The sequence below is a fragment of the Kitasatospora sp. NPDC085879 genome, from assembly GCF_040686255.1.
Lineage (GTDB): Bacteria > Actinomycetota > Actinomycetes > Streptomycetales > Streptomycetaceae > Kitasatospora.
Genome location: NZ_JBFBJZ010000004.1, coordinates 31509 through 53102, shown reverse-complemented (window position 1 = coordinate 53102; position 21594 = coordinate 31509). Strand labels below are relative to the sequence as shown.

General features: G+C 74.6%; 21 protein-coding genes. 11 read left to right on the top strand and 10 right to left on the bottom strand.

Translation table 11 applies throughout. The annotated features are described in order from the left end of the window. Nucleotides 1-40: 40 nt before the first annotated feature. Together AB0P35_RS04755 and AB0P35_RS04750 are read left to right on the top strand one after the other, a co-directional pair. On the top strand, nucleotides 41-730 hold the full coding sequence (locus AB0P35_RS04755; protein WP_363506490.1) for a hypothetical protein: 690 nt from the start codon (nucleotides 41-43) through the stop codon (nucleotides 728-730). A 117-nt stretch (nucleotides 731-847) separates the two neighbouring features. Then, nucleotides 848-1543 (top strand): tyrosine-protein phosphatase, encoded by a 696-nt coding sequence (locus AB0P35_RS04750; protein WP_363506487.1) that lies wholly within the window; start codon nucleotides 848-850, stop codon nucleotides 1541-1543. Between the two features lie 15 nt (nucleotides 1544-1558). On the opposite strand, the gene AB0P35_RS04745 is transcribed toward AB0P35_RS04750, so the two are convergent. After that, nucleotides 1559-2128, bottom strand: a complete 570-nt coding sequence (locus tag AB0P35_RS04745) for a GNAT family N-acetyltransferase (protein WP_363506484.1) — start codon at nucleotides 2126-2128, stop codon at nucleotides 1559-1561. A 16-nt stretch (nucleotides 2129-2144) separates the two neighbouring features. On the opposite strand from AB0P35_RS04745, the gene AB0P35_RS04740 reads away from it, so the two are divergent. Then, on the top strand, nucleotides 2145-2591 hold the full coding sequence (locus AB0P35_RS04740; protein ID WP_363506481.1) for a GNAT family N-acetyltransferase: 447 nt from the start codon (nucleotides 2145-2147) through the stop codon (nucleotides 2589-2591). Between the two features lie 27 nt (nucleotides 2592-2618). Here AB0P35_RS04740 and AB0P35_RS04735 read toward each other — a convergent pair whose 3' ends face one another. Further along, complete coding sequence (locus AB0P35_RS04735; RefSeq protein ID WP_363506478.1) at nucleotides 2619-3113, bottom strand: NUDIX hydrolase; 495 nt, start codon at nucleotides 3111-3113, stop codon at nucleotides 2619-2621. A gap of 113 nt (nucleotides 3114-3226) precedes the next feature. Next, entirely contained in the window at nucleotides 3227-3505 is a 279-nt protein-coding gene (locus AB0P35_RS04730) for a hypothetical protein (RefSeq protein WP_095874167.1), read from the bottom strand. Between the two features lie 211 nt (nucleotides 3506-3716). Between AB0P35_RS04730 and AB0P35_RS04725 the strand changes: the two genes are divergently transcribed. Then, nucleotides 3717-6092 (top strand): lysylphosphatidylglycerol synthase transmembrane domain-containing protein, encoded by a 2376-nt coding sequence (locus AB0P35_RS04725; RefSeq protein WP_363506474.1) that lies wholly within the window; start codon nucleotides 3717-3719, stop codon nucleotides 6090-6092. A gap of 58 nt (nucleotides 6093-6150) precedes the next feature. Here AB0P35_RS04725 and AB0P35_RS04720 read toward each other — a convergent pair whose 3' ends face one another. Together AB0P35_RS04720 and AB0P35_RS04715 are read right to left on the bottom strand one after the other, a co-directional pair. Then, on the bottom strand, nucleotides 6151-6378 hold the full coding sequence (locus AB0P35_RS04720) for a hypothetical protein (RefSeq protein WP_095874165.1): 228 nt from the start codon (nucleotides 6376-6378) through the stop codon (nucleotides 6151-6153). A 92-nt stretch (nucleotides 6379-6470) separates the two neighbouring features. Further along, nucleotides 6471-7397, bottom strand: a complete 927-nt coding sequence (locus AB0P35_RS04715) for an AraC family transcriptional regulator (protein ID WP_363506471.1) — start codon at nucleotides 7395-7397, stop codon at nucleotides 6471-6473. 147 nt (nucleotides 7398-7544) lie between these two features. Between AB0P35_RS04715 and AB0P35_RS04710 the strand changes: the two genes are divergently transcribed. Then, a complete protein-coding gene (locus AB0P35_RS04710; protein ID WP_363506468.1) occupies nucleotides 7545-8477 on the top strand; it encodes an NADP-dependent oxidoreductase in 933 nt (310 codons plus the stop codon). 7 nt (nucleotides 8478-8484) lie between these two features. On the opposite strand, the gene AB0P35_RS04705 is transcribed toward AB0P35_RS04710, so the two are convergent. The 5 genes from AB0P35_RS04705 to AB0P35_RS04685 form a co-directional block, all read right to left on the bottom strand. Next, complete coding sequence (locus AB0P35_RS04705) at nucleotides 8485-9081, bottom strand: GNAT family N-acetyltransferase (protein WP_363506465.1); 597 nt, start codon at nucleotides 9079-9081, stop codon at nucleotides 8485-8487. Continuing rightward, a complete protein-coding gene (locus AB0P35_RS04700; RefSeq protein ID WP_363506462.1) occupies nucleotides 9081-11144 on the bottom strand; it encodes a penicillin acylase family protein in 2064 nt (687 codons plus the stop codon). Before AB0P35_RS04700 ends, AB0P35_RS04705 begins: the two co-directional genes overlap by 1 nt. Beyond that, nucleotides 11141-11965, bottom strand: a complete 825-nt coding sequence (locus AB0P35_RS04695) for an ABC transporter ATP-binding protein (protein ID WP_363506459.1) — start codon at nucleotides 11963-11965, stop codon at nucleotides 11141-11143. Before AB0P35_RS04695 ends, AB0P35_RS04700 begins: the two co-directional genes overlap by 4 nt. 71 nt (nucleotides 11966-12036) lie before the next feature. Beyond that, nucleotides 12037-13065: an iron chelate uptake ABC transporter family permease subunit gene (locus tag AB0P35_RS04690; protein ID WP_363506455.1), complete on the bottom strand. Its 1029-nt coding sequence runs from the start codon at nucleotides 13063-13065 to the stop codon at nucleotides 12037-12039. Beyond that, nucleotides 13062-14039: an iron chelate uptake ABC transporter family permease subunit gene (locus AB0P35_RS04685; RefSeq protein WP_363506897.1), complete on the bottom strand. Its 978-nt coding sequence runs from the start codon at nucleotides 14037-14039 to the stop codon at nucleotides 13062-13064. Before AB0P35_RS04685 ends, AB0P35_RS04690 begins: the two co-directional genes overlap by 4 nt. Before the next feature lie 232 nt (nucleotides 14040-14271). Here AB0P35_RS04685 and AB0P35_RS04680 point away from each other — a divergent pair, with 232 nt between their 5' ends. From AB0P35_RS04680 to AB0P35_RS04655, 6 genes are all read left to right on the top strand, one after another. Then, on the top strand, nucleotides 14272-15324 hold the full coding sequence (locus AB0P35_RS04680; protein ID WP_363506452.1) for an ABC transporter substrate-binding protein: 1053 nt from the start codon (nucleotides 14272-14274) through the stop codon (nucleotides 15322-15324). Nucleotides 15325-15331: 7 nt separating this feature from the next. Next, on the top strand, nucleotides 15332-16207 hold the full coding sequence (locus AB0P35_RS04675) for a siderophore-interacting protein (protein WP_363506449.1): 876 nt from the start codon (nucleotides 15332-15334) through the stop codon (nucleotides 16205-16207). Nucleotides 16208-16353: 146 nt separating this feature from the next. Next, on the top strand, nucleotides 16354-17913 hold the full coding sequence (locus AB0P35_RS04670; protein ID WP_363506446.1) for an aspartate aminotransferase family protein: 1560 nt from the start codon (nucleotides 16354-16356) through the stop codon (nucleotides 17911-17913). A gap of 32 nt (nucleotides 17914-17945) precedes the next feature. Next, nucleotides 17946-19238, top strand: a complete 1293-nt coding sequence (locus tag AB0P35_RS04665; RefSeq protein WP_363506443.1) for a SidA/IucD/PvdA family monooxygenase — start codon at nucleotides 17946-17948, stop codon at nucleotides 19236-19238. Continuing rightward, entirely contained in the window at nucleotides 19235-19798 is a 564-nt protein-coding gene (locus tag AB0P35_RS04660) for a GNAT family N-acetyltransferase (protein ID WP_363506440.1), read from the top strand. Before AB0P35_RS04665 ends, AB0P35_RS04660 begins: the two co-directional genes overlap by 4 nt. After that, nucleotides 19795-21582: an IucA/IucC family siderophore biosynthesis protein gene (locus AB0P35_RS04655; RefSeq protein ID WP_363506437.1), complete on the top strand. Its 1788-nt coding sequence runs from the start codon at nucleotides 19795-19797 to the stop codon at nucleotides 21580-21582. The genes AB0P35_RS04660 and AB0P35_RS04655 overlap by 4 nt, the downstream gene beginning before the upstream one ends. Nucleotides 21583-21594: the final 12 nt, after the last annotated feature.

Sequence of the window (21594 nt, the reverse complement as noted above, 5' to 3'; positions counted from 1 at the left end):
CTCGCGGCCGCCGCCGGTCCCCTACCCCCAGGACACCGTGATGACCACTGCCCGGACGCTCTTCGCGGAGGGCATGCGCGACCACCTCGCGCCCGCCCTGCGCGCCATGGGCTTCACCGGATGGCGGCACACCTTCGCCCTGCCGGACGAGGAGCACTGGGCGCTGCTCGGCGTCGAGCTCGGCGCGGCCGACGACCGAATCGTCCGCTACACGGTGAACCTCGGGCTCACCCGCAAGTCCTCCTGGTCGGACGGGCGGCCCGGGCGGGCGCTGCGGCCGAACCCGAACGCCGTCACCGGTCTGGAGTCCTGGCGGGCCGGGATCGGCTCGCTGCTGCCGGTCGGCGGCGACGTGTGGTGGCAGATAGCCCCGGGCCCGCGGTGGGCCGTCGCCGTCCAGGACACCGTGGCGGCCGTCCGCCACTACGGGCTGCCCGAGCTGCTCCGCCGCCTGGAGGCGGCCTCCGGCGACACCGGGCGCTACCTCGCGCCCGACGAGCTCGTCGACGTGAACGCGGCACTGCGGCTGGCCGACGTGGCCCCGATCCGCCGCACCGAGCTGTCCGACCGGGTCCTGCGGCTGTACGGCGACTGGTCGGACGGGGACGCGGTCGCCCGCGAGGTGCTCCGCGGCGCGGCCACCGGCTTCCTCTCGGTCGGCGACGCCCGCTTCGGCGCCGTCCGCTGCCGCGACACCGCGGGCCGCGACCTCTGGGCCTTCGGCGCCTGACCGGGCGGCCCGGCGGGGCGCCGCGCAGGGGTGCGCGGGGAACCATCGGCGTACCGCCGGGAGTCTGTTCTCCGGGGGTTCGACGAGGCCCCCGCGACGGCTTGGGGGGAACGGGACATGACGGACGATCGGCGCCTGGTGTGGGACGGCTGCCTGAATGTGCGCGAGCTCGGCGGGCTGCCCACCCGGGACGGCCGGCGGACGCGGCGGGGGGCCGTCGTCCGCGCCGACAACCTGGACCGGCTGACCGCCGAGGGCTGGGCCGCGCTGCAGGCGTACGGCATCCGCACCGTGGTCGACCTCCGCAACGAGGAGGAGTACCGGCCGCTGCTGCGGCGCCCGGAGGGCGTGGAGCTGGTGCGGGTGCCGCTGGACGAGCTGGCCGGGCCCGACTGGTGGGCCCGGTTCGGCGGGCTGGACGGCACCCCGCTGTCCTTCCGGCCGTACCTGGACCACTGCCAGCGGGCGGTGGCACGGGTGGTGGCCGCCGTCGGCCAGGCCGGCCCGGGCGGGGTGGTGGTGCACTGCGGGGCGGGCCGCGACCGCACCGGCCTGGCCGCCCTCGTGCTGCTCGCGGTGGCCGGGGTGACGGCCGACTCGATCGTCGACGACTACCTGCTGAGCGCGGACAACCTGCGCCCGCTCTGGGCGATGCTGGGCCGCCCCGACGAGACCGCGGAGATCGAGGCGGTGCTGGACGGGGCGGGCACCACCGCCGAGGCGGCGCTGCTGGAGACGATCGCCGAGTTCGAGCCGGCCGGATACCTGCCGCCGGCCGACACGGCGGCGGTCCGGGCGCGGCTGCTGGGCTGACGGCCCCGCGACGGGCTACCAGAGCCGGTCGACCGTGCCCGGGTGGAGCGCGATCCGGGCGCGGTCGAAGCCGTGCCGGCGGGCACGGGCGGGCGCGGAGAAGAACCCGGCGAGCACTGCCTTGTCGAAGCCCGGCCGGTCGCTGGGGAAGGGCTCCTCGGGCGTGCCGCCGATCAGGACGGCGCCGGGCAGCACCTCCCAGCCGGCCCGCTCGTAGAAGCCGATCAGCGGCCGGTCGCAGGTGAACAGGCCGAGGTCGGCGCCGAGTGCGGCGATCCGGGCGCGGGCGGCCGTGACCAGCGCCAGGCCGTGGCCGCGGCCGCGGCGGCCCGGGTCGGTGACCACGGCGGAGAGGCCGCGGGCGGCGAAGACCTCTCCCCCGTGCTCGAGTTCCTTGCCGAGCAGGTCGAGGGCGGCGACCACGGCGGAGCCGTCGACGAGCAGCATGCTCCGCGGGTCCAGCGCCGGGTCGTGGCTGGTGCCCGGGTCGGCGCCGCCGGTCGGCCAGGCCTGCTCCTGCAGCGCCCACACCTGGGCCCGCAGCGGCGCCGGCACCTCGGCCTCCGGGTACTCCAGGATCTCCATCTGCGACACTCCCCGTGTGATCGTCCGTACCGCCGCCCGCCGAGACCTGCCCGCCGTGCTCGCCCTGCTCACCGACGAGTCGGCCGTCACCGATCCCGCGGCGGTGGAGGTCGGTGCAGCGTACGAGGCGGCCTTCGCCGCGATCGAGGCGGACCCGCGCAATGAGCTGCTGGTGCTGGACGAGGGCGACGGGACGGTGCTCGGGTGCCTGCAGCTGACCCGTGTCCCGGGCCTCGGCCGGGGCGGCGCCGAGCGGGCGCTGATCGAGGCCGTCCGGATCCGGGCGGACCGGCGCGGCGGCGGGCTGGGCCGGCTGCTGCTGGCCCGGGCGATCGACCGGGCCCGTGAACAGGGCTGCGGTCTCGTCCAGTTGACCAGCAACAAGCGCCGGACCGAGGCCCACCGCTTCTACGCCTCGCTCGGCTTCGAGCGCAGCCACGACGGCTTCAAGCTCGTCCTCTGAGGCCGCGCCGGGTGGTCGGCCGGATGTTCAGAAGCCGCTGACCGGGCTGGTGACGATCCGGGTGCGGCCGTCGGCGCGGGCGGCGAGGCCGGCGCTCAGACGCAGCGAGCGGGCCGGGCCGAGCACGTCGAGTGCCTCGTCGACCTCGGCCCAGCGGTGGTCGTCGAGTTCGCCGGCGGGCAGCGTGATCGGGGTGTCGGCCGGGAGGGTCCCCAGGTCGAAGAGGAAGTGGCAGGCGGGGTGGTCGAGTTCGCCGGAGGGGTTGGTCCAGGCGACGGCCAGCAGGTCGCCGGCCTGCTTCTCGATGCCGGTCTCCTCGCGCAGTTCGCGGGAGGCGCACTGCTGCGGGTTCTCGCCGAGGTCGACGGTGCCGCCGACGAACTGCCAGTGTTCGCGGTAGCCGGCCTTGACGATCAGCACCCGGCCCTGCGGGTCGGTGATCAGGCAGCCGGCGGCGGCGTACACCCGGGGCAGCGAGGCGAGCCACTCCTCGCGGGTCTGCAGCAGGGGGCTGTCGGACATGCGGTGCTCCTCCGCGTCGGGGGGCGGCCGCCGGGCGGCGGTCGCGGCCCCACTCTTCCGCATCGGCGTGCGGCCGCGCCCCGCCGCCCGGCGGGGCGCGGCGCGGGTCGGGCTCAGTGGGCGGAGTGCTTCTCGGCGCCGCGGTGGCGGTGGCCGGGCAGTTCGACGTGGTGGGCGACTCCGGCCATCGGCCCCGCGGTGGTGGAGGCCCGGCGTCCGCCGTGGCTGAACATCGCGTCCCCGAAGTAGGGCCCGATGCGGGCGGCGGTCGGGTTGTCGGTGTGCAGCTGCGGGGCGAGCGGGCCCGGATTGCTGGCCATGCCGCGGCGTTCGAGCAGGTCCTGGGTGCCGCGGCGGAGCTTGGTCATCTTGCCGGTGGTCTGCTTGGCCATGGTCGGCCTCCCTATCGGCAGCCGGGCCGCCCGCGGGGGCCGCGGGGCTCGGGGAACACCGGCCGCACGAGGTGTTATGTCCGGATTTTAGCGCCTTCATTCCTTTCTGTACTGGCGGCTCCGTACCCGCCCGGGCCCGCCGCCCTCCCGGCACCCCTGCCGTGTGCCGCGGTCGGCACTCCGCCGTCCGGGGGATGTGGGAGCATGCCGCGTGGCCACGCTGAACCCCGCAGGAGAGCTGCGGACCGCGCCCGCGACACCGCGTCACCGCCGGGTGCGACACCCCGCGGCGCTGATCCGCGCCCTGATCGGGATCGCCGCGATCGGCCTGCTCCTGCTGCTCGCCCAGTACGCCCAGGGCACCGCCGGCGGCCTGGACGCCGACGTCGCCGAGGGCACCGGACTGCTGCCGCAGCCGCCGGTGCGGCTGCTGGCCGCCTGCAGCGCCGCCGCGCTGCTGCTCGTACCGCTGGCCTTCGCGGTCGGCCGGGTACTGCGCCGGGCCGGCCGGCAGGTCGCCGACGGCGTGCTGGCCGCCGTCCTGGCGTACGCCTTCTCGCTCCTCCTCGACCTCGCGGTGGGCGGCCTGACCGCGCTCACCCACCCGTCCCCCGGGGGCCCCGGCCGCACCGACCCGGTGTACGGACACCTGGCCCCGGTGCTCGCCTTCATGACCGCGGTCGGCACCGGGGGGCTGCCGCGCTGGCGTGCCTCGCTGGCCGCCACCCTCACCGCCGCCGGACTCTCCGGACTGCTCACCGGCTACGCCACCCCGCTGTCCGTGGTGCTCGCCCTGCTGGTCGGCTGGACCACCGCCCACCTGGTGTCCTGGGCCGTCGGCGAACCCACCCGGGAGCCGTCCGAGCTGCAGCTGTGGGTGACCCTGCGCAACGCCGGGACCCGCCCGAACACGGTCCGGGTGGCCGGCCCCTGCCGCTACCTGGTGACCCAGCACCAGGACCGCCCCGACCTGGACGTCCGGCTGCTCGACCGGCGCGCCGCCGCACTCGGCCTGCCGCAGCACGTGTGGCAGCTGCTGCGGCTGCGCACCGCTCCGCTGCCGCTCGGCCTGCGCTCACTGCGCGCCGGCCTGGAACACCAGACCCTGGTCGCGCACGCCGCCGTCGCGGCCGGGGTGCGCACCCCTGAGCCCCTGGCCGCCGCCGAACTCGGCCCGGACGCGGCCCTGGTGGCGTACCGGCACCTGCCCGGCCGGCCGCTCGGCGAGGTCCCCGCGGCGGAGGTCACCGACGAGGTGCTGCGGGACGCCTGGCGGCAGCTGCGGCTGCTGCACCGGCGCAGCATCGCCCACCGCACCCTCGGCCCCGACACCGTCCGGCTCGGCCCCGGCGGCGAGGTGCAGCTCACCGAACTCGCGCACGGCGAGATCGCGGCCGGCGAGCTGCTGCTGCGACTGGACGTCGCCGGGATGCTCACCGTGCTGGCCCTGCGCGCCGGCCCCGAGCGCGCGGTGGCCGCCGGCGCCGCGGTGCTCGGGCCGGCCGCGATCGGCGCCGCGCTGCAGCTGCTGCAGCCGATCGCCCTCGGCCGGGCGACCCGCGAGGCGCTGGCGGGCCAGCCCGAACTGGCCGCCGCGATACGCGCGGAGGTGCTCCGGCTGCGCCCGCAGGCGCCGGCGGAGCCCGTCCGGCTGGAGCGGCTGCGGCCGCGCACGCTGGCCACCGTGGCGGCCGGGATGGCCGGCGGATACCTGCTGCTGCAGGCGCTGTTCGGCTCCGGGCTGGACTCCTTCCGGGCGGTGGCGGACGCCGACCCGCTCTGGCTCGCGGCGGCCGCCCTGGCCGCGGTCGCGAGCTACGGCGCGGCCACCCTCGGCTTCGTCGGCTTCGTCCCGGAGAGACTCGACGCGCGCCGCGCTTCGGCCGCCCAAGTGGCGGGCTCCTTCGTCAAGTTGGTGTCGCCCGGCGGGGTGGGCGGCATCGCGCTGAACACCCGGTTCCTGCAGGCCAGCGGGATCCCGACCGCACAGGCGCTCTCCAGCGTGGGCGCCTCCCAGCTGGTCGGACTGGCGCTGCACATGCTGCAACTCGCCTTCTTCACCACCCTGGTGGGCCTCGGGCCGCAGACCGAGCTGCCCAGCCCGGCCTGGCTCGCGGCCGGACTGGGCCTGGTCGCGGCGGTCCTGCTGTCCACGCTCGCGGTGCCCTGGCTGCGGCGGCGGATAGCCGGCCTGCTGCGGCCGCTACGGGCCGAGGTGCTGCCACGGCTGCTCGACCTGCTGCAGCAGCCGGGCAAGCTGGCGGCCGGCATCGCCGGCCAACTGCTGGTGTCGACGGCCTTCGTGGCCTGCCTGTACTGCTGCGCGATGGCGGTCGGCGCCCGGCCGTCCTTCAGCGCGGTCGCCGTGGTGTTCCTGGCCGGCAACGCGGCCGGCTCCGCCGCACCCACGCCGGGCGGCGCGGGCGTGGTGGAGGGCCTGCTGACCGAGGGCCTGGCGCACACCGGCGGCATGGACCAGGGCAGCGCCTTCGCCGCGGTGATGCTCTTCCGTCTGCTGGTCTTCCTGCTGCCGGTCCTGCCGGGCTGGCTCGCCTTCACCTGGCTCCAGCGGCAGCGGGCGCTGTAGGCGACCAAGGGGCGCCGGGGGCACCTCTGAGTGGCGCCCCCTACGCGCAGCGCCGGGGTCAGTCCCGGTAGTCGTCCTCGTCGTCGAGGGAGGCGACCAGGGCCTGCTCGACGGCGTCGCCGTCGTCGGCCTCGTCCGCGCCGAGGGCCCGCCGCTCGCGCAGTTGCTCCAGTTCGTCGCCCTGGCGCTCGGCCACCTCCCGCTCCTCGTCCTCCGCCTCCATGACGGCCGGCGACTCCTCGTCGTAGTCCTCGGGGAACTCCGGGTTCTCTGGGTTCTGGCGCATGGCGTCAGTATCCGTCGCGGACCGGCCGTACGCGCCCCGTCCGCGGGCCTCGGCGTGTTGGCCGACCGTGCCGGCGGCCGTCCCGTCCCGGGTCAGGCGGCCTCGCGGGCGCGGCGCCGGTACTCGCCCGGCGGCAGCCCGTACGCGCGCTTGAAGGCCTTGGCGAAGGCGAACTCGGAGCTGTATCCGACCTGGTCGCCGACCACCGAGATCGGGGTGTCGGAGTGCCGCAGCAGGCCGGCCGCGGTGGTCATCCGCCAGCGGGTGAGGTAGGCCAGCGGAGGCTCGCCGACCAGGCCGGTGAAGCGGCGGGCGAAGGCGGCCCGGGAGAGGCCGACGCTGTCGCCGAGGCTCTCGACCGTCCAGGCGTCGCCGGGTGCGGCGTGGATCGCCTTCAGTGCCGGGGCGATCGCCGGGTCGCGCAGTGCGGCGGCCCAGCCGGCTGCGGCGGCGTCCGGCTGTTCGTCGAGCCAGGCCCGCAGGATGTAGAGCAGCAGCAGGTCGATGAGCTGGGCGACGATGCCGTCCGAGCCGGGGCCGGGCTGCTCCAGTTCGGCGGCCAGCAGGTCGATGGCCGCGGCGAGTGCGGTGTGGCGGCCGCGCCGGGCCGGCAGGTGGATCAGCGGGGGCAGGGTGGCGACCAGCGGGTGCGGGCGTTCCTGGTCGAGGTGGTAGGAGCCGCAGAGCAGCGAGGTGACCGGGCCGGTGCCGGGTCGGGCGGGGCGCCGCACCGGCGAGACCGGCCAACTGCGGTCGATCCGGTAGTCGACGACCGGGGAGCCGGGGTCGTCGGCGAGGACGTGCTCGCGGCCGCTGCGCACGAAGATGATGTCGCCGGGGCCGAGCCGGGTGGTCGCGCCGCCGGGTTCGATCAGCCAGCAGGTGCCGGAGAGCACCACGTGGAATCCGGCGCCGGACTGCTCGGCGAAGCGCAGGCCCCAGGGCGCCCGGCAGTCGGTGCAGGCGGAGACGGGGTTGCCGGTCCGGACGGAGGCGACGGCGTCGGTCAGGATGTCCACCCGGCGAGACTATCCCGACCGTCCGGACAGACGAGACGATCGGACATCGAATCGAGCGGATCGACCATTCATCGTCTCTTCTCCGGCTCCTAGCGTGGACGCCGAACCGATCGGCGGGAACCGTCCCGCAGTCCCGAGGAGCACCCCTTGCGCGCCATCACCCAGAAGTCCTTCGGCACCCCCGACGTGCGCGTCCCGACCGAGACCGACCGCCCCGTCCCGCTCGCCGGCGACGTGCTCGTCCGGGTGCACGCGGCCTCGGTCAACCCCGTCGACGCCCATGTCCGGGCCGGTGCGCTGCCGCTGCTCGGCGAGCCCCCGTTCGTCCTCGGCTGGGACGTCTCGGGCGTCGTCGAGGAGGTCGTCCCGGGCGTCACCCGGTTCGAGGTCGGCGACGAGGTGTTCGGCATGCCGCTGTTCCCGCGGCCGGCCGGCGCCTACGCCGAGTACGTGGCCGCGCCCTCGCGGCACTTCGTCCGCAAGCCGGCCGGCCTCGACCACGTGCGGGCCGCCGCCCTGCCGCTGGCCGGCCTCACCGCCTGGCAGGCGCTGGTCGACACGGCCGGGCTGCGGGAGGGGCAGCGGGTGCTGGTCCACGGCGCGGGCGGCGGCGTCGGCCACCTCGCGGTACAGATCGCCAAGGCCCGCGGCGCGGAGGTGCTGGCCACGGCGAGCGCCGCCAAGCACGACTTCGTCCGCTCGCTGGGCGCCGACCACGTCATCGACTACGCGGCGGGCGACTTCGCGGCCGGGCTGAGCGGGATCGACGTCGTCCTGGACGGCATCGGCGGCGGATACGGGCAGCGCTCGCTGCCGATGCTGGCCGAGGACGGCCTGCTGATCACCCTGGTCGAGCGGGGCAGCGCCGAGCTGACCGCCGCGGCCGCGGCGGCCGGCCGGCGCTTCACCGGGCTGACCGTCGAGCCCGACCACGTGGGCCTGGCGGCGCTGGCCGAACTGGCCGACCAGGGCCGGCTGCGGCCCCACGTGCAGCACGTGCTGCCGCTGGAGGAGGCCGCCAGGGCGCACGAACTGATCGAGTCGCGCGGCACCCGGGGCAAGATCGTGCTGACCGTCTGAGGACGGGTCAGCCCCGTTCGGAGGATTCCCGGGTGAGGAAGACCAGTCGGGCCCGCTTCTCCGGTTTGTCGATCTCCGGGCCGAGGTCGAAGCCGCAGCGCCGCAGCAGCGCGATCGCCCGCTCGTTGCGGGCGTCCGGCTCGGCGACGATCCGGCGGCGGCCCGGGTCGGCGAGCAGGAAGCGGACGAACACGCCGACCAGGGCCCGGCTGACACCGTGCTGCGTGGGCCCGTCGGCGGGGCCGATCAGCAGGTGCATCCCGTGGTCGCCGGGCCGTACCCGGTAGCACTCGCCGACCGGGTCGTGCTCGGGCTCGTAGCTCTGGAAGAGCGCGGCCGGCCGGCCGTCGCGGAGCGCCAGGAAGGCGTGGTGGGTGCTCAGCGAGTCGACGAACCCGTAGGTCTCCCGGACCTGTTCGCGGTCGGCGTCGAGCATGCCCCAGTACCGGGCCCGCGGCTCGGTGACCCAGCGGTGGACGAGGTCGGCGTCGGCCTCCGGGTCGAGCTCGACGATCCGGACGGCTCCTGAGGCGGGCAGCTTCTCCTCGTACAGCGCCGGGCGGTCCGCGGGCAGGGCGGCCCGGGCGGGGGTGTCGGCGGTCATCACGGCTCCTCGGTGAGGCGGGTCCAGTCGGTGGTGACGGGAACGAGCCCGCCGCTCAGCCAGAGCGGCAGTTGGTCGCGGCGGTGCGGGTGGCCGGGCAGCCCGGAGGCGCCGAACGGCACCACCCAGCGGCTGTCGTCGCGGTCGGCGAGGTCCCAGACGTACCGGGCGGCCGAGCCGCGGGCGCTGCGGTCGGTGAGGCCGGGGACGCTGGAGGTGGAGAGCACGCAGTCGTGGTCGCCGCCCAGCCCCGGCCAGTCCTCGTCGGGTCCGCCGTCCGCGCCGGGCAGGGCCTGCCAGGGTGCCAGGCGGTGCGTGGCACCCCAGGTCTCGCCACTGTCCGCCCCGGCCGCCTCCTCCACGGCGGCTCGCACCAGCTCCGCCCGGTCCACTCCGGGCAGGCGGTCGTCCGCCAGCAGGGTCTCCAGCGCGAAGGCGACCCGCGGCAGCAGAGCGAGCCAGGGCAGGAACAGCTCCGGGTACGGGGATGCTCCGGCGAGGCCGGCGAGTGCCGGTTCGGCGGCGAACCGGCGGACGACCGCGGAGCGCAGCGCGGCGTACCGGGCGGCGTCGACGGAGTCGGCGGCCATCCGGCGGTCCCAGGCGAGCAGGCGGTCGCGGAGCTTCTCTGCGGCCGGGCTCAGGCCGTCGAGGCCGGCCAGCAGGTCGAGCAGCGGGGCGGCGGAGGCGACGTGGGTGTCCATGTGGACGACCGCCATGTCGGCCGGTGTCCAGGAGACCGGGGCGGCGAGCAGGTCGGCGATCCGGTCGGCGCGGTGCGGCGGGGCGAACTCCACGCCGAGCGGGGCGGCGAGGCCGCGCTGATTGGCCATCACGGCGGCGCCGTGCACCTCGGCGCGCGGCATCGGGCGGCGGCCGCGCCAGGTGTGCCCGGCGTCCCAGGCGGGGACGGGCCGCAGGCTGTTGGCCCGGGGGCGCAGCGGGACGGCGCCGGCGACGCGGTGCAGCAGGCCGCCGTCGGTGTCGGCGGCCTGGACGACGTTGACCGGTTCGACCCAGCGGTCGAAGGCCCGGTCGACGTCGGCGACGGTGCGGGCGCGCAGCAGGGCGGGCAGGGCGTCGAAGCCGAGTTCGGCGTCGGCCCGGGGCGGGTGGCGGAGGCTGAGGGTCTCGGCGTCGCCGTCGGTGCCGCCGACGATCACCGGGCCGCGGTCGGTCTCGACGATCTCGATCTCGACGGGTTCGGCGCCGGCGACCTCGACGGTCTCGTGGTGTGCCGTGGCGGGCTGCCAGCCGTCCGGGCCGAGTGCCTCGACGCGGGGGCCGTCGGGGCCGTCGGTGCGGCGCAGGCGTTCCCGGTAGAGGTCCTGGTAGTCGGCCATCGCGTTGGTGATGGCCCAGGCGACGCCGCCGGTGTGGCCGAAGTGGCCGATGCCGGGGACGCCGGGGACGGCGAGGCCGATGACGTCGTACTCGGGGCAGGCCAGCCGGATCTGCTGGTAGATGCCCGGGTCCTCGATGAAGCGGTGCGGGTCGCCGGCTATCAGGGGGGCGCCGCTCGCGGTGCGCTCGCCGGCGATCAGCCAGCCGTTGCTGCCGGAGGTGCCTGGGCCGTCGGTGGCGAAGAGTTCGGTGTGCTCCTCGCCGAGGGCGCGGGCGACCCGGTCGCGCCAGAGCTTGCTGGGGAAGCCGGCGAACAGGATGTGGTGGGAGAGCCAGACGGCGAGCGGGGTCCACGGTTCCCAGTGGCCGGGGGTGGTGCCGGCGGTGGCGAACTCGGGTGCGCGGTGGCCGGTTTCGGCGAGTCCGGTGTTGACGCCGTCGACGTAGGCGCGGACCCACTCGGCGGTCTCCGGGGCGAGGGCGTCGTAGCAGCGGCGGGCGGTGTCGGCGAGCCGGGCCTGCCGGGCGAAGACGTCCCAGCCGAGGGCGTCGGCGCCGAGGAAGGCGGCCGAGGTGCCGTGGGCGCGGTGCCGTTCGACCTCGATCTGCCAGGCGCGGTCGGCGGCGGCGTTGCGGCCCTGGAGGTGGGCGAGTTCGAGCGGGTCGTCGGCGCGCAGGTGCGGGATGCCGTGGGCGTCGCGGTAGGTGCGTGCGGTCATGCCCGGTTCCCTTCGTGGTGGACGGCCCCGCGCCGGGCGGCGGGGACGACCAGCGGGGTGCCGGTCTCCGGGTCGTCGATGACGCGGCAGGGCAGCCGGAAGACCTGTTCGACGAGTTCGGCGGTGACGATCTCGGCGGGCGGCCCGGAGGCGACCACCTTTCCGTCGCGCATGGCGATGAGGTGGGTGGCGTAGCGGGCGGCGTGGTTGAGGTCGTGCAGCACGGCGACGAGGGTGCGGCCCTGCTCCTCGTGGAGCCGGGCGCAGAGGTCGAGGACCTCGATCTGGTGGGCGATGTCGAGGTAGGTGGTGGGTTCGTCGAGCAGGAGCAGCGGGGTCTCCTGGGCGAGCGCCATGGCGATCCAGACGCGCTGGCGCTGGCCGCCGGAGAGTTCGTCGACGAGCCGGTCGGCGAGCGTGTCGACGCCGGTGGCGGCCATCGATTCGGCGACCACCCGCTCGTCCTCGGGGGACCACTGGCGGAGCAGGCCCTGGTGCGGGTAGCGGCCGCGGGCGACGAGTTCGGCGACGGTGATGCCGTCGGGGGCGACGGAGGACTGCGGGAGCAGGCCGAGGGTGCGGGCGACCTTGCGGGCCGGGATGCCGGCGATGTCCTGGCCGTCGAGCAGCACGGAGCCGGCGGAGGGCTTGAGGGTGCGGGAGAGGGCGCGCAGCAGGGTGGACTTGCCGCAGGCGTTGGGGCCGACGACGACGGTGAACGACCGGTCGGGGATGGCGACGCTCAGCCCTTCGGCGATGGTGCGCTTCTCGTAGGCGAGGGTCAGCTCGGCGCCGGCGAGGCGCGGTCCGCCGGTTTCCATGGTCGGTTCTCCGTTCCGGGGCGTGGGTCTGGTTCGGGGCGTGGGTCTGGTGCGGGGGTCGGGTCCGGTACTCACATCCGGCCCGCCCTGCGCTCGGTGGCGAGGAGCCAGACCAGGTAGCCGCCGCCGAGGACGCCGGTGACCACGCCGACCGGCAGCTGGTGGCCGGTGAAGGCGCGCTGGGCGATGAAGTCGGCGGTGACGAGCAGGGCGGCGCCGGTGCACATCGCGGCGAGCAGGTTGGGGCCGGGGGCGCGGGTGAGCCGCCTGGCCAGCTGCGGTGCGGTGAGCGCGACGAAGTTGACCGGGCCGGCGGCGGCCGCGGCGAGCGAGGCGAGCAGGACGGCGGTGGCGAGCAGGGCGAGCCGGACGCGTTCGACCCGGATGCCGAGGCCGCTGGCGGCGTCGTCGCCCATCTCCAGCATCCGCAGTGCGCGGCCGGCGCCCAGGAGCACGGCGGGGCCGAGGACGGCGAGGGCGATCAGCAGCGGGACGGCGTCGCGCCAGCCGCGGCCGTCGAGGCTGCCGGTGAGCCAGAGCATGGCGCGGGCGGCGTCCATGAGCTGGGTGCGGGTCAGCAGGTAGCCGTTGACGCCGGTGAGGATGGCGGCGGTGCCGATGCCGACGAGGACGAGTCGGCTGCCGTGGAGGCCCTGCCGCCGGGCGAGGGCGTAGATGGCGGCGCCGGTGGCGATGCCGCCGGCGATCGCGCCGCCGGCCAGGGCGAGGCTGCTGCCGCCGGCGAGGACGACGAGCAGGGCGCCGGCGCCGGCGCCCTGGGTGAAGCCGAGGATGTCGGGGCTGCCGAGCGGGTTGCGGACGAGGGACTGGAAGAGCGCGCCGGCGAGGGCGAGGGCGGCGCCGACCAGCAGGGCGGTGGCGACCCGGGGCAGCCGCAGCTCGTTGACGATGAAGTCCTCGGCGGGACTTCCGCCGCCGGTGAGGGTGCGCAGCACGTCGGCGGGGCTCATCGGGTAGTCGCCGCTGCCGAGGGCGAGGACGCCGACGGCGAGGGCGATCAGCAGGGCGGTGGTGCCGACCAGCAGGGCGCGGGGCCGGTAGCGGACGGAGACCGCGGCGCCGATTCGGAGGGTGCTCATGCCCGGGCCACCTTTCCGCGGCGTGCGAAGTACAGGAAGAAGGGGCCGCCGAGCACGGCGGTGACGATGCCGACCTGCAGTTCGCCGGGGCGGCCGAGGACGCGGCCGAGGACGTCGGCGCCGAGCAGCAGCACGGGCGCGAGGACGGCGCAGTAGGGGAAGAGCCAGCGCAGGTCGGGGCCGGTGAGGGCGCGGACGAAGTGCGGCACCATCAGGCCGACGAAGACGATCGGCCCGCAGGCGGCGGTGGCGGCGCCGCAGAGCAGGGTGACGGCGGTGATGGCGGCGGCGCGGATCAGTGCGGGCCGGGCGCCGAGGGCGCGGGCGGAGTCGTCGCCGAGCGCCATGACGTTGAGCGGCCGGGCGAGGGCGAGGGCGAGCACCAGGCCGACGGCGATGAAGGGCAGCACCTTGAGCACGGTGCCGTGCTGGGCGCCGGCGAGCGAGCCGACCGTCCAGAAGCGCATCTTCTCCAGGGCGCCGGTGTCGAGCAGCATGACGGCGCTGACGTAGCTGAAGAGGGTGGCGTTGAGGGCGGATCCGGCGAGGGCGAGCCGGGCGGGGGTGGCGCCGCGGCCGCCGCCGACGGCGTAGACGAGGACGGACACGGCGGCGGTGCCGGCGAGGGCGAACCAGACGTAGCCGTCGAAGGTGGCGACGCCGAGGAAGGTGCCGGCGGAGACGACGGCGGCGGAGGCGCCGGCGTTGATGCCGAGCAGGCCGGGGTCGGCGAGCGGATTGCGGGTCAGGGCCTGCATGACGCCGCCGGCGAGGCCGAGGGCGGTGCCGACGAGGAGGCCGAGCAGCGTGCGGGGCAGTCGCATCTCGTGGACGACGGTGAAGGAGTCGGAGTGGCTGTCGACGAGGCCGTGCCAGACCTCGCCGATGGAGAGCTGCTTGGCGCCGACGCCGATGCTGAGGGCGAGGACGGCGAGCAGGACGAGCAGGGCGGCGAGGAGTCCGGCGGCGCGCAGCGCGGTGCGGGCGCCGGGCGGGCGTCGTCGGAGGTCGGCGGGTTCGGCCGAACCCCCTTGGGCCTGTTGCGGCTTGGTGAGAGACACGGGTGGTGCTCCGGCGCTGGCGGGAGACCGGATTCCGGGACCCCCTCTGGACAAAGACTTAGGTTAGGTTAACCTAATTCCCGCCGCGGGTCCGCTGCCAGTCCCTGCCTGCGGCGCACACCTTCGAACCGAGAGAGACACCGTCATGCCGCGTTCCAGAACTGCCGTCTCCCTCTCCCGTCGCGGCCTGCTGGCCGCCGGTGGCGCCACCGCGCTCGGTGCCGTGCTCGCCGCCTGCGGCAGCAGCGGCGGTTCGGGATCCGACGGCGCGTCGGGCTCCTCCGCGAAGCCCACCGGCGCCGGCCCCTGGTCGTTCACCGACGACCGCAAGAAGGAGGTCACCGCCAGGTCCGCGCCGAAGCGGGTCGTGGCGTACACCGGCACCGCGGCCGCCCTGGTGGACTTCGGCCTCGACCGGCAGATCGTCGGCGTCTTCGGCGAGACCAAGACCGCCGACGGCAAGGCGGACCCGACGGCCGGCGACCTGAAGGTCGACAAGGTCGAGATCCTCGGCAACGTCTGGGGCGAGTTCAGCGTCGAGAAGTACGCGGCCCTGCGCCCCGATCTGCTGGTGACGCACATGTACGACCCGGACGCGCTCTGGTACGTGCCGGACGAGAGCAAGGACAAGATCCTGCAGCTCGCCCCGAGCGTCGCGATCACCACCGCCCGCGTCCCGATGACCAAGCCGATCGAGCGGTACGCCGCGCTCGCCGAGTCGCTCGGCGCGGACCTGAAGGCGCCGAAGGTCACCGACGCCGAGGCCCGCTTCGAGAAGGCCGCCGAGGAGCTGCGGCAGGCCGCCAAGGCCAGCGGCGGCATCAAGGTGATGGCCTGTTCGGGCAGCGCCGACGTGTTCTACGTCTCCAACCCGAAGGTCTCCACCGACCTGATGTACTTCGTCGAGCTCGGCGTCGACATCGTGGTGCCGACCAAGCTGGAGGCCGGCGACTACTTCGAGGCGCTCAGCTGGGAGAACGCGGGCAAGTTCCCCGCCGACCTGCTCCTGCTGGACAACCGCTCGACCGCGCTGCAGCCCAAGGACCTGGCCGCCAAGCCGGCCTGGGGCCGGCTGCCCGCCGTCAAGGCCGGCCAGGTCGTCGGCTGGGACGCCGTGCCGCGCTTCTCGTACGCGGGTGCCGCGCCGCTGCTGGAGAACCTCGCCAAGGCCATCCGCAACGCCAAGAAGGTGAGCTGACGCCGTCATGGCCAGCGCTTCCGGAACAGCGGCGCAGTACGGGTTCTTCGAGGCCGAGGTGGTCCGCACCCTCCGGCTGGGGCCCACGATGCTGCGGGTCACCTTCGGCGGCGGGCGGTTGACGGGCTTCGCCTCGGGCGGCCGGGACCAGAGCTTCTCGCTCTTCCTGCCGCACCCCGGGCAGGACGCCCCGGTGCTGCCGGTCGAGGCGGGCGAGGACTGGTTCGGCGCCTGGCGGGCGCTGGACGAGGACGTCCGGGCGGTGATGCGCTCGTACACGATCCGCGAGCAGCGCCGCGACCCGGACGAACTGGACGTCGACTTCGTGCTGCACGGGCTGCACGGACCCGACTCGCCCGGTGCCGCGGGCCCGGCGGCCTCCTGGGCGGCGAAGGCCGCGCCGGGCGACCGGGTGGTCCTGCTCGGCCCGGCGGTCGAGGACAACCGCAGTGTCTGCTTCCGGCCGCCGACCGGCACCGACTGGGTGCTGGTCGCCGCGGACGAGACGGCGCTGCCCGCCGCCGGCGGGATCCTGGACTGGCTGCCGCCGACCACCCGGACCCGGGTGTGGATCGAGGTCCCGCACGCCGCGGACATCCAGGACCTGACGGTCGGGCCCGAGGTGGAGATCACCTGGCTGGTCCGGGAGAGCGGGGCGACCCCGCTGCTGGACGCCGTCCGGGCGGCCGACCTGCCCGGGGGCACCCCGTACGCCTGGATCGCCGGCGAGTCCGGGAGCATCCGGGCACTGCGCCGGCACCTGGTCGGCGAGCGCGGCATGGACAAGGCCTCGGTGACCTTCGCCGGCTACTGGCGGCGCGGCGCCTCCGAGGAGCAGCTGCGCCTGGAGGCGGCGTCCGGCGCGGTACCCGACGAGGACTGACCCCGGCACAGCCCGACGCACCCTCAATCGAACAGCACCGACGGCCCGTTCCCCGAGACCCGGGGGCGGGCCGTCGCGCATGAGTAGAACTTAGGATAGGCTAACCTAAGTTACGCCACCCCGTCCGCAACCGTTGAGGACTGACCATGAGTTTCCGGGGCCACACCGTCGAGCCGTCGGCAGGCAGTACCGCCACCCTGGATGACGCCAGATCACACCTGTTCAACGAGCGGACGCTGGAGGCCTACCGCGAGTCGCTGCGGGCCGGTGTCGACACCGTCACCGCGAAGATCGCCGCCACCACCCGCCCGTTCACCGGGACGACCCCGGACCGGCTGGCCCCGGAGATATCCGGCATCGACCTCGAGCGCCCGCTCGGCGACCCGGCCGAGGCGCTCGCCGAGCTGGAGGACGTCTACCTCCGCGACGCCGTGTACTTCCACCACCCGCGGTACCTGGCCCACCTCAACTGCCCGGTGGTGATCCCCGCCCTGCTCGGCGAGGCCGTCCTCACCGCCGTCAACTCCTCGCTGGACACCTGGGACCAGAGCGCCGGCGGCACCCTCATCGAGCGCCGCCTGATCGACTGGACGACCGAGCGGATCGGCCTCGGCCCGGACGCCGACGGCGTCTTCACCAGCGGCGGCACCCAGTCCAACTTCCAGGCCCTGCTGCTCGCCCGCGAGGAGGCCTGCGCCGCCCTCGCGGCCGCCGCCGACACCCCGCCGGCCAAGCACGAGCTGCTGCCGAAGCTGCGGATCATCGCCTCCGAGGCCAGCCACTTCAGCGTCAAGAAGTCCGCCGAGCTGCTCGGCCTCGGCATGGACGCCGTGATCTCCGTGGAGACCGACCGCGGCCGCCGGATGAAGCCCGAGGCGCTCGCCCGGGAACTCGCCCGCTGCACGGCCGAGGGCCTGACCGTGATGGCCGTCGTCGCCACCGCCGGCACCACCGACTTCGGCTCCATCGACCCGCTGCCCGAGATCGCCGGCCTCTGCGCCGCCGCGGGCACCTGGATGCACGTGGACGCCGCCTACGGCTGCGGCCTGCTCGCCTCCCCCACCCGCCGGCACCTGCTGGACGGCATCGAGCGGGCCGACTCCGTCACCGTCGACTACCACAAGTCCTTCTTCCAGCCGGTGAGTTCCTCGGCCGTGCTGGTCCGTGACAGCGCCGTGCTGCGGCACGCCACCTACTACGCGGACTACCTCAACCCGGCCCGGATGGCCGAGCGGCGGATCCCCAACCAGGTCGACAAGAGCATCCAGACCACCCGCCGCTTCGACGCCCTCAAGCTCTGGCTGACCCTGCGCATCATGGGCGCCGACGCGATCGGCCTGCTCTTCGACGAGGTCGTCGACCGGGCCGCCGCGGCCTGGGAGATGCTCACCGAGGACCCGCGCTTCGAGGTCGTCACCAAGTCGCAGCTGTCCACCGTCGTCTTCCGCTGGCTGCCGCCCGCCGGCCCGCCCCGCGAACTCGCCGACGAGGCCAACCTGTACGCCCGCGAGGCACTCGCCGCCTCCGGCGAGGCCGTCGTCGCCGGCACCAAGGTCGACGGCGCCCACTACCTCAAGTTCACCCTGCTCAACCCGGAGACCACGCTGGACGACATCGCGCACGTCCTCGACCTCCTCGCCGAGCACGCCGGCCGGTACGTCAACGACCGGGTTGCCGCCCCCGAACTCTGCCCCGCCGCGGTCTGATCCTGCCCGCCCCTCCGCACCACGGGAGAAGCATGTCCACCCACGACTTCGTCGCGATCGGGCTGGGCCCCTACAACCTGGGCCTCGCCTGCCTCACCGAGCCGATCGACGGCCTCGACGGCGTGTTCCTGGAGAGCAAGTCCGACTTCGACTGGCACCCCGGGATGCTGCTCGACTTCGCCACGCTGCAGACGCCGTTCATGGCCGACCTGGTGACGCTCGCCGACCCGACCTCGCCCTACTCCTTCCTCAACTACCTGAAGGAGTCCGGCCGGCTGTACCCGTTCTACATCCGGGAGACGTTCTACCCGGTGCGCAGCGAGTACAACGAGTACTGCCGCTGGGCCGCCGCCAAGCTGCGCAGCGTCCGGTTCGGGCACACCGTGAGCCGGGTCGAGTACGACGAGGCCGACGGCCTGTACACGGTGGTCTCCGCCACCGCCGGGGGCGAGGTCCGGCACCGCGCCCGGCACCTGGTGCTCGGCACCGGCACCCCGCCGTACATCCCGGAGACCTGCCGGGGCATCGGTGGCGATCTGGTGCACAACTCCGGCTACCTGGACGCCAAGCAGGCCCTCCAGAGGAAGCGCAGCATCACCGTCGTCGGCAGCGGCCAGAGCGCCGCCGAGATCTACTACGACCTGCTCGCCGAGACCGACGTGCACGGCTACCGCCTCGACTGGGTGACCCGCTCGCCGCGGTTCTTCCCGCTGGAGTACACCAAACTCACCCTGGAGATGACCTCCCCCGAGTACGTGGACTACTTCCACGGCCTCCCGGAGGAGACCCGCTACCGGCTGGAGTCCGAGCAGAAGGGCCTGTTCAAGGGCATCGACGCGGACCTCATCAACGGCATCTACGACCTGCTCTACCAGAAGAGCGTCAAGGGGCCCGTCCCGACCAGGCTGCTCACCAACTCCGCGCTGCGCAGCGCCTCGTACGACGAGACGCTGGGCACCTACACGCTGGGCCTGCACCACGCCGAGCAGCAGCGGGACTTCAGCCTCACCACCGAGGGCCTGGTGCTGGCGACCGGCTACAAGTACACCCCGCCGGCCTTCCTGGAACCGATCCGGGACCGGATCCGCTGGGACGGCCGCGGCCGCTTCGACGTCGCCCGCAACTACAGCATCGACACCACCGGGCGCGGGGTCTTCCTGCAGAACGGCGGCACCCACACCCACAGCATCACCTCCCCCGACCTCGGCATGGGCCCGTACCGCAACTCGTGGATCGTCCGCGAGCTGGCCGGCCGCGAGGTCTACCCGATCGAGAAGTCCATCGCCTTCCAGGAGTTCGGCGCGCCGGAGGGCGCCCTCGCATGACGCTCTTCACCCGCACCGACGCCCTCGGCGAGTTCACCGTCCGCCCGCTCGACCCGGACGCCGACGCCGCCCTGCTGCACGCCTGGGTCACCCACCCCAAGGCCTCGTTCTGGATGATGCAGGACGCCACCGTTGACACCGTCCGCGAGGAGTACCGGCGGATCACCGAACACCCGTACCACGACGCGTACATCGGCCTGGTCGACGGCAGCCCGGCCTTCCTGGTCGAGCGCTACGACCCGGCGCGGCTGGAGCTCGTCGGCCTGTACGACGCCGAGCCGGGTGACGTCGGCATGCACTTCCTGTGCGCGCCCACGGACACCCCGGTGCACGGTTTCACCCGGGCCGTCATCACCACCGTGATGGCCTTCGTCCTCGACGACCCGGCCGCCCGCCGCGTCGTCGTCGAGCCCGACGTCCGCAACACCGCCGTCCACGCCCTGAACGCCGCGGTCGGCTTCGAGGTGGTCGGCCCGATCACCAAGCCGGAGAAGGAGGCGCTGCTCAGCGTCTGCACCCGCGCCCGGTTCGAGAACGCCCTCGCAGGAGCCGCCGCATGATGCCCGCCGACGCCGTCGCCCACCTGACGCCGGACGCCTGGGCGCAGGCCAACCGGCAGCTCGTCCGCAAGGCCCTCGCCGAGTTCGCCCACGAGCGGCTGCTCACCCCCGAGCCGCTGCCCGACGGCCGGTACGCCGTCCGCAGCGACGACGGCTCGGTGGAGTACCGGTTCGCCGCCCGGCTGCGCGCCCTCGACCACTGGCAGATCCCCGCCGAGTCGGTCACCCGGCACCGGGAGGACGAGGAACTCCCGGTCGACGCACTGGACTTCTGCATCGAGCTGCGCGCCGCCCTCGGTCTGACCGACGAGGTGCTGCCGGTCTACCTGGAGGAGATCTCCTCCACCCTGGCCGGCACCGCGTACAAGCTCGGCCGGCCCGCCCTCGGCGCCGAGGAGCTCGCCGAGGCGGACTTCCAGACCGTCGAGACCGGCATGACCGAGGGCCACCCCGGCTTCGTCGCCAACAACGGCCGGATCGGCTTCGGCGTCCACGAGTTCCACCGGTACGCCCCGGAGGCCGCCTCCCCGGTGCGGCTGGTCTGGCTGGCCGCGCACCGCGACCACTCGGTCTTCACCTCCTGCGCGGACACCGACTACGACACGCTGATCCGCCAGGAGCTCGCCCCGGCCACCCTGGCCCGGTTCGCCGCCGCGATGGCCGGCCGCGGCCTCGCCCTCGCGGACTACCACCTGCTGCCGGTGCACCCCTGGCAGTGGTGGAACAAGCTGTCGGTCACCTTCGCCGGCGAGGTCGCCCGGCAGCGGCTGGTCTGCCTCGGCGAGGGCGACGACGAGTACCTCGCGCAGCAGTCCATCCGCACCTTCTTCAACACCACCGACCCGTCCCGGCACTACGTCAAGACGGCCATCTCGGTGCTCAACATGGGCTTCATGCGCGGCCTCTCGGCGGCCTACATGGAGGCCACCCCGGCGATCAACGACTGGCTGGCCGAGCTGATCGCGGACGACGAGGTGCTGCGCGGCACCGGCCTGACGATCATCCGCGAGCACGCCGCCATCGGCTACCGGCACCGCCAGTACGAGGCGGCCACCGACCGGTACTCGCCCTACCGCAAGATGCTCGCCGCGCTCTGGCGGGAGAGCCCCGTCCCCGCGCTCGCCCCCGGCGAGCGGCTGATGACGATGGCCGCCCTGCTGCACACCGACCGCGCCGGCCGCTCGCTGGCCGCCGCCCTGGTCGCGCGGTCCGGCCTCGCCCCCGAGGTGTGGCTGCGCCGCTACCTGGACGCCTACCTGACCCCGCTGCTGCACAGCTTCTACGCCTACGACCTGGCGTTCATGCCGCACGGCGAGAACACCATCCTGGTCCTGGACGGCGGCGCCGTCCGGCGGGCGGTGTTCAAGGACATCGCGGAGGAGATCGTCGTCATGGACGGCAGCGCGGTGCTGCCGCCCGCCGTCCGGCGCGTCCGGGCCGAGGTGCCGGACGACGTGAAGCTGCTGTCGATCTTCACGGACGTCTTCGACTGCTTCTTCCGCTACCTCGCCGCGATCCTCGCCGAGGAGGGCGTCCTCGACGAGGACGGCTTCTGGCGGACGGTCGCCGCGTGCGTCGCCGACTACCGCGACTCGGTGCCGCACCTCGCGGAGCGGTTCGAGCAGTACGACCTGTTCGCCCCCGAGTTCGCGCTGTCCTGCCTGAACCGGCTGCAGCTGCGGAACAACCGGCAGATGGTCGACCTGGCCGACCCGTCCGCGGCGCTCCAACTGGTCGGCACCCTGGCCAACCCGATCGCCCGCTTCGCCCCCGTGCCCCGGTGACGGCCGCCACCG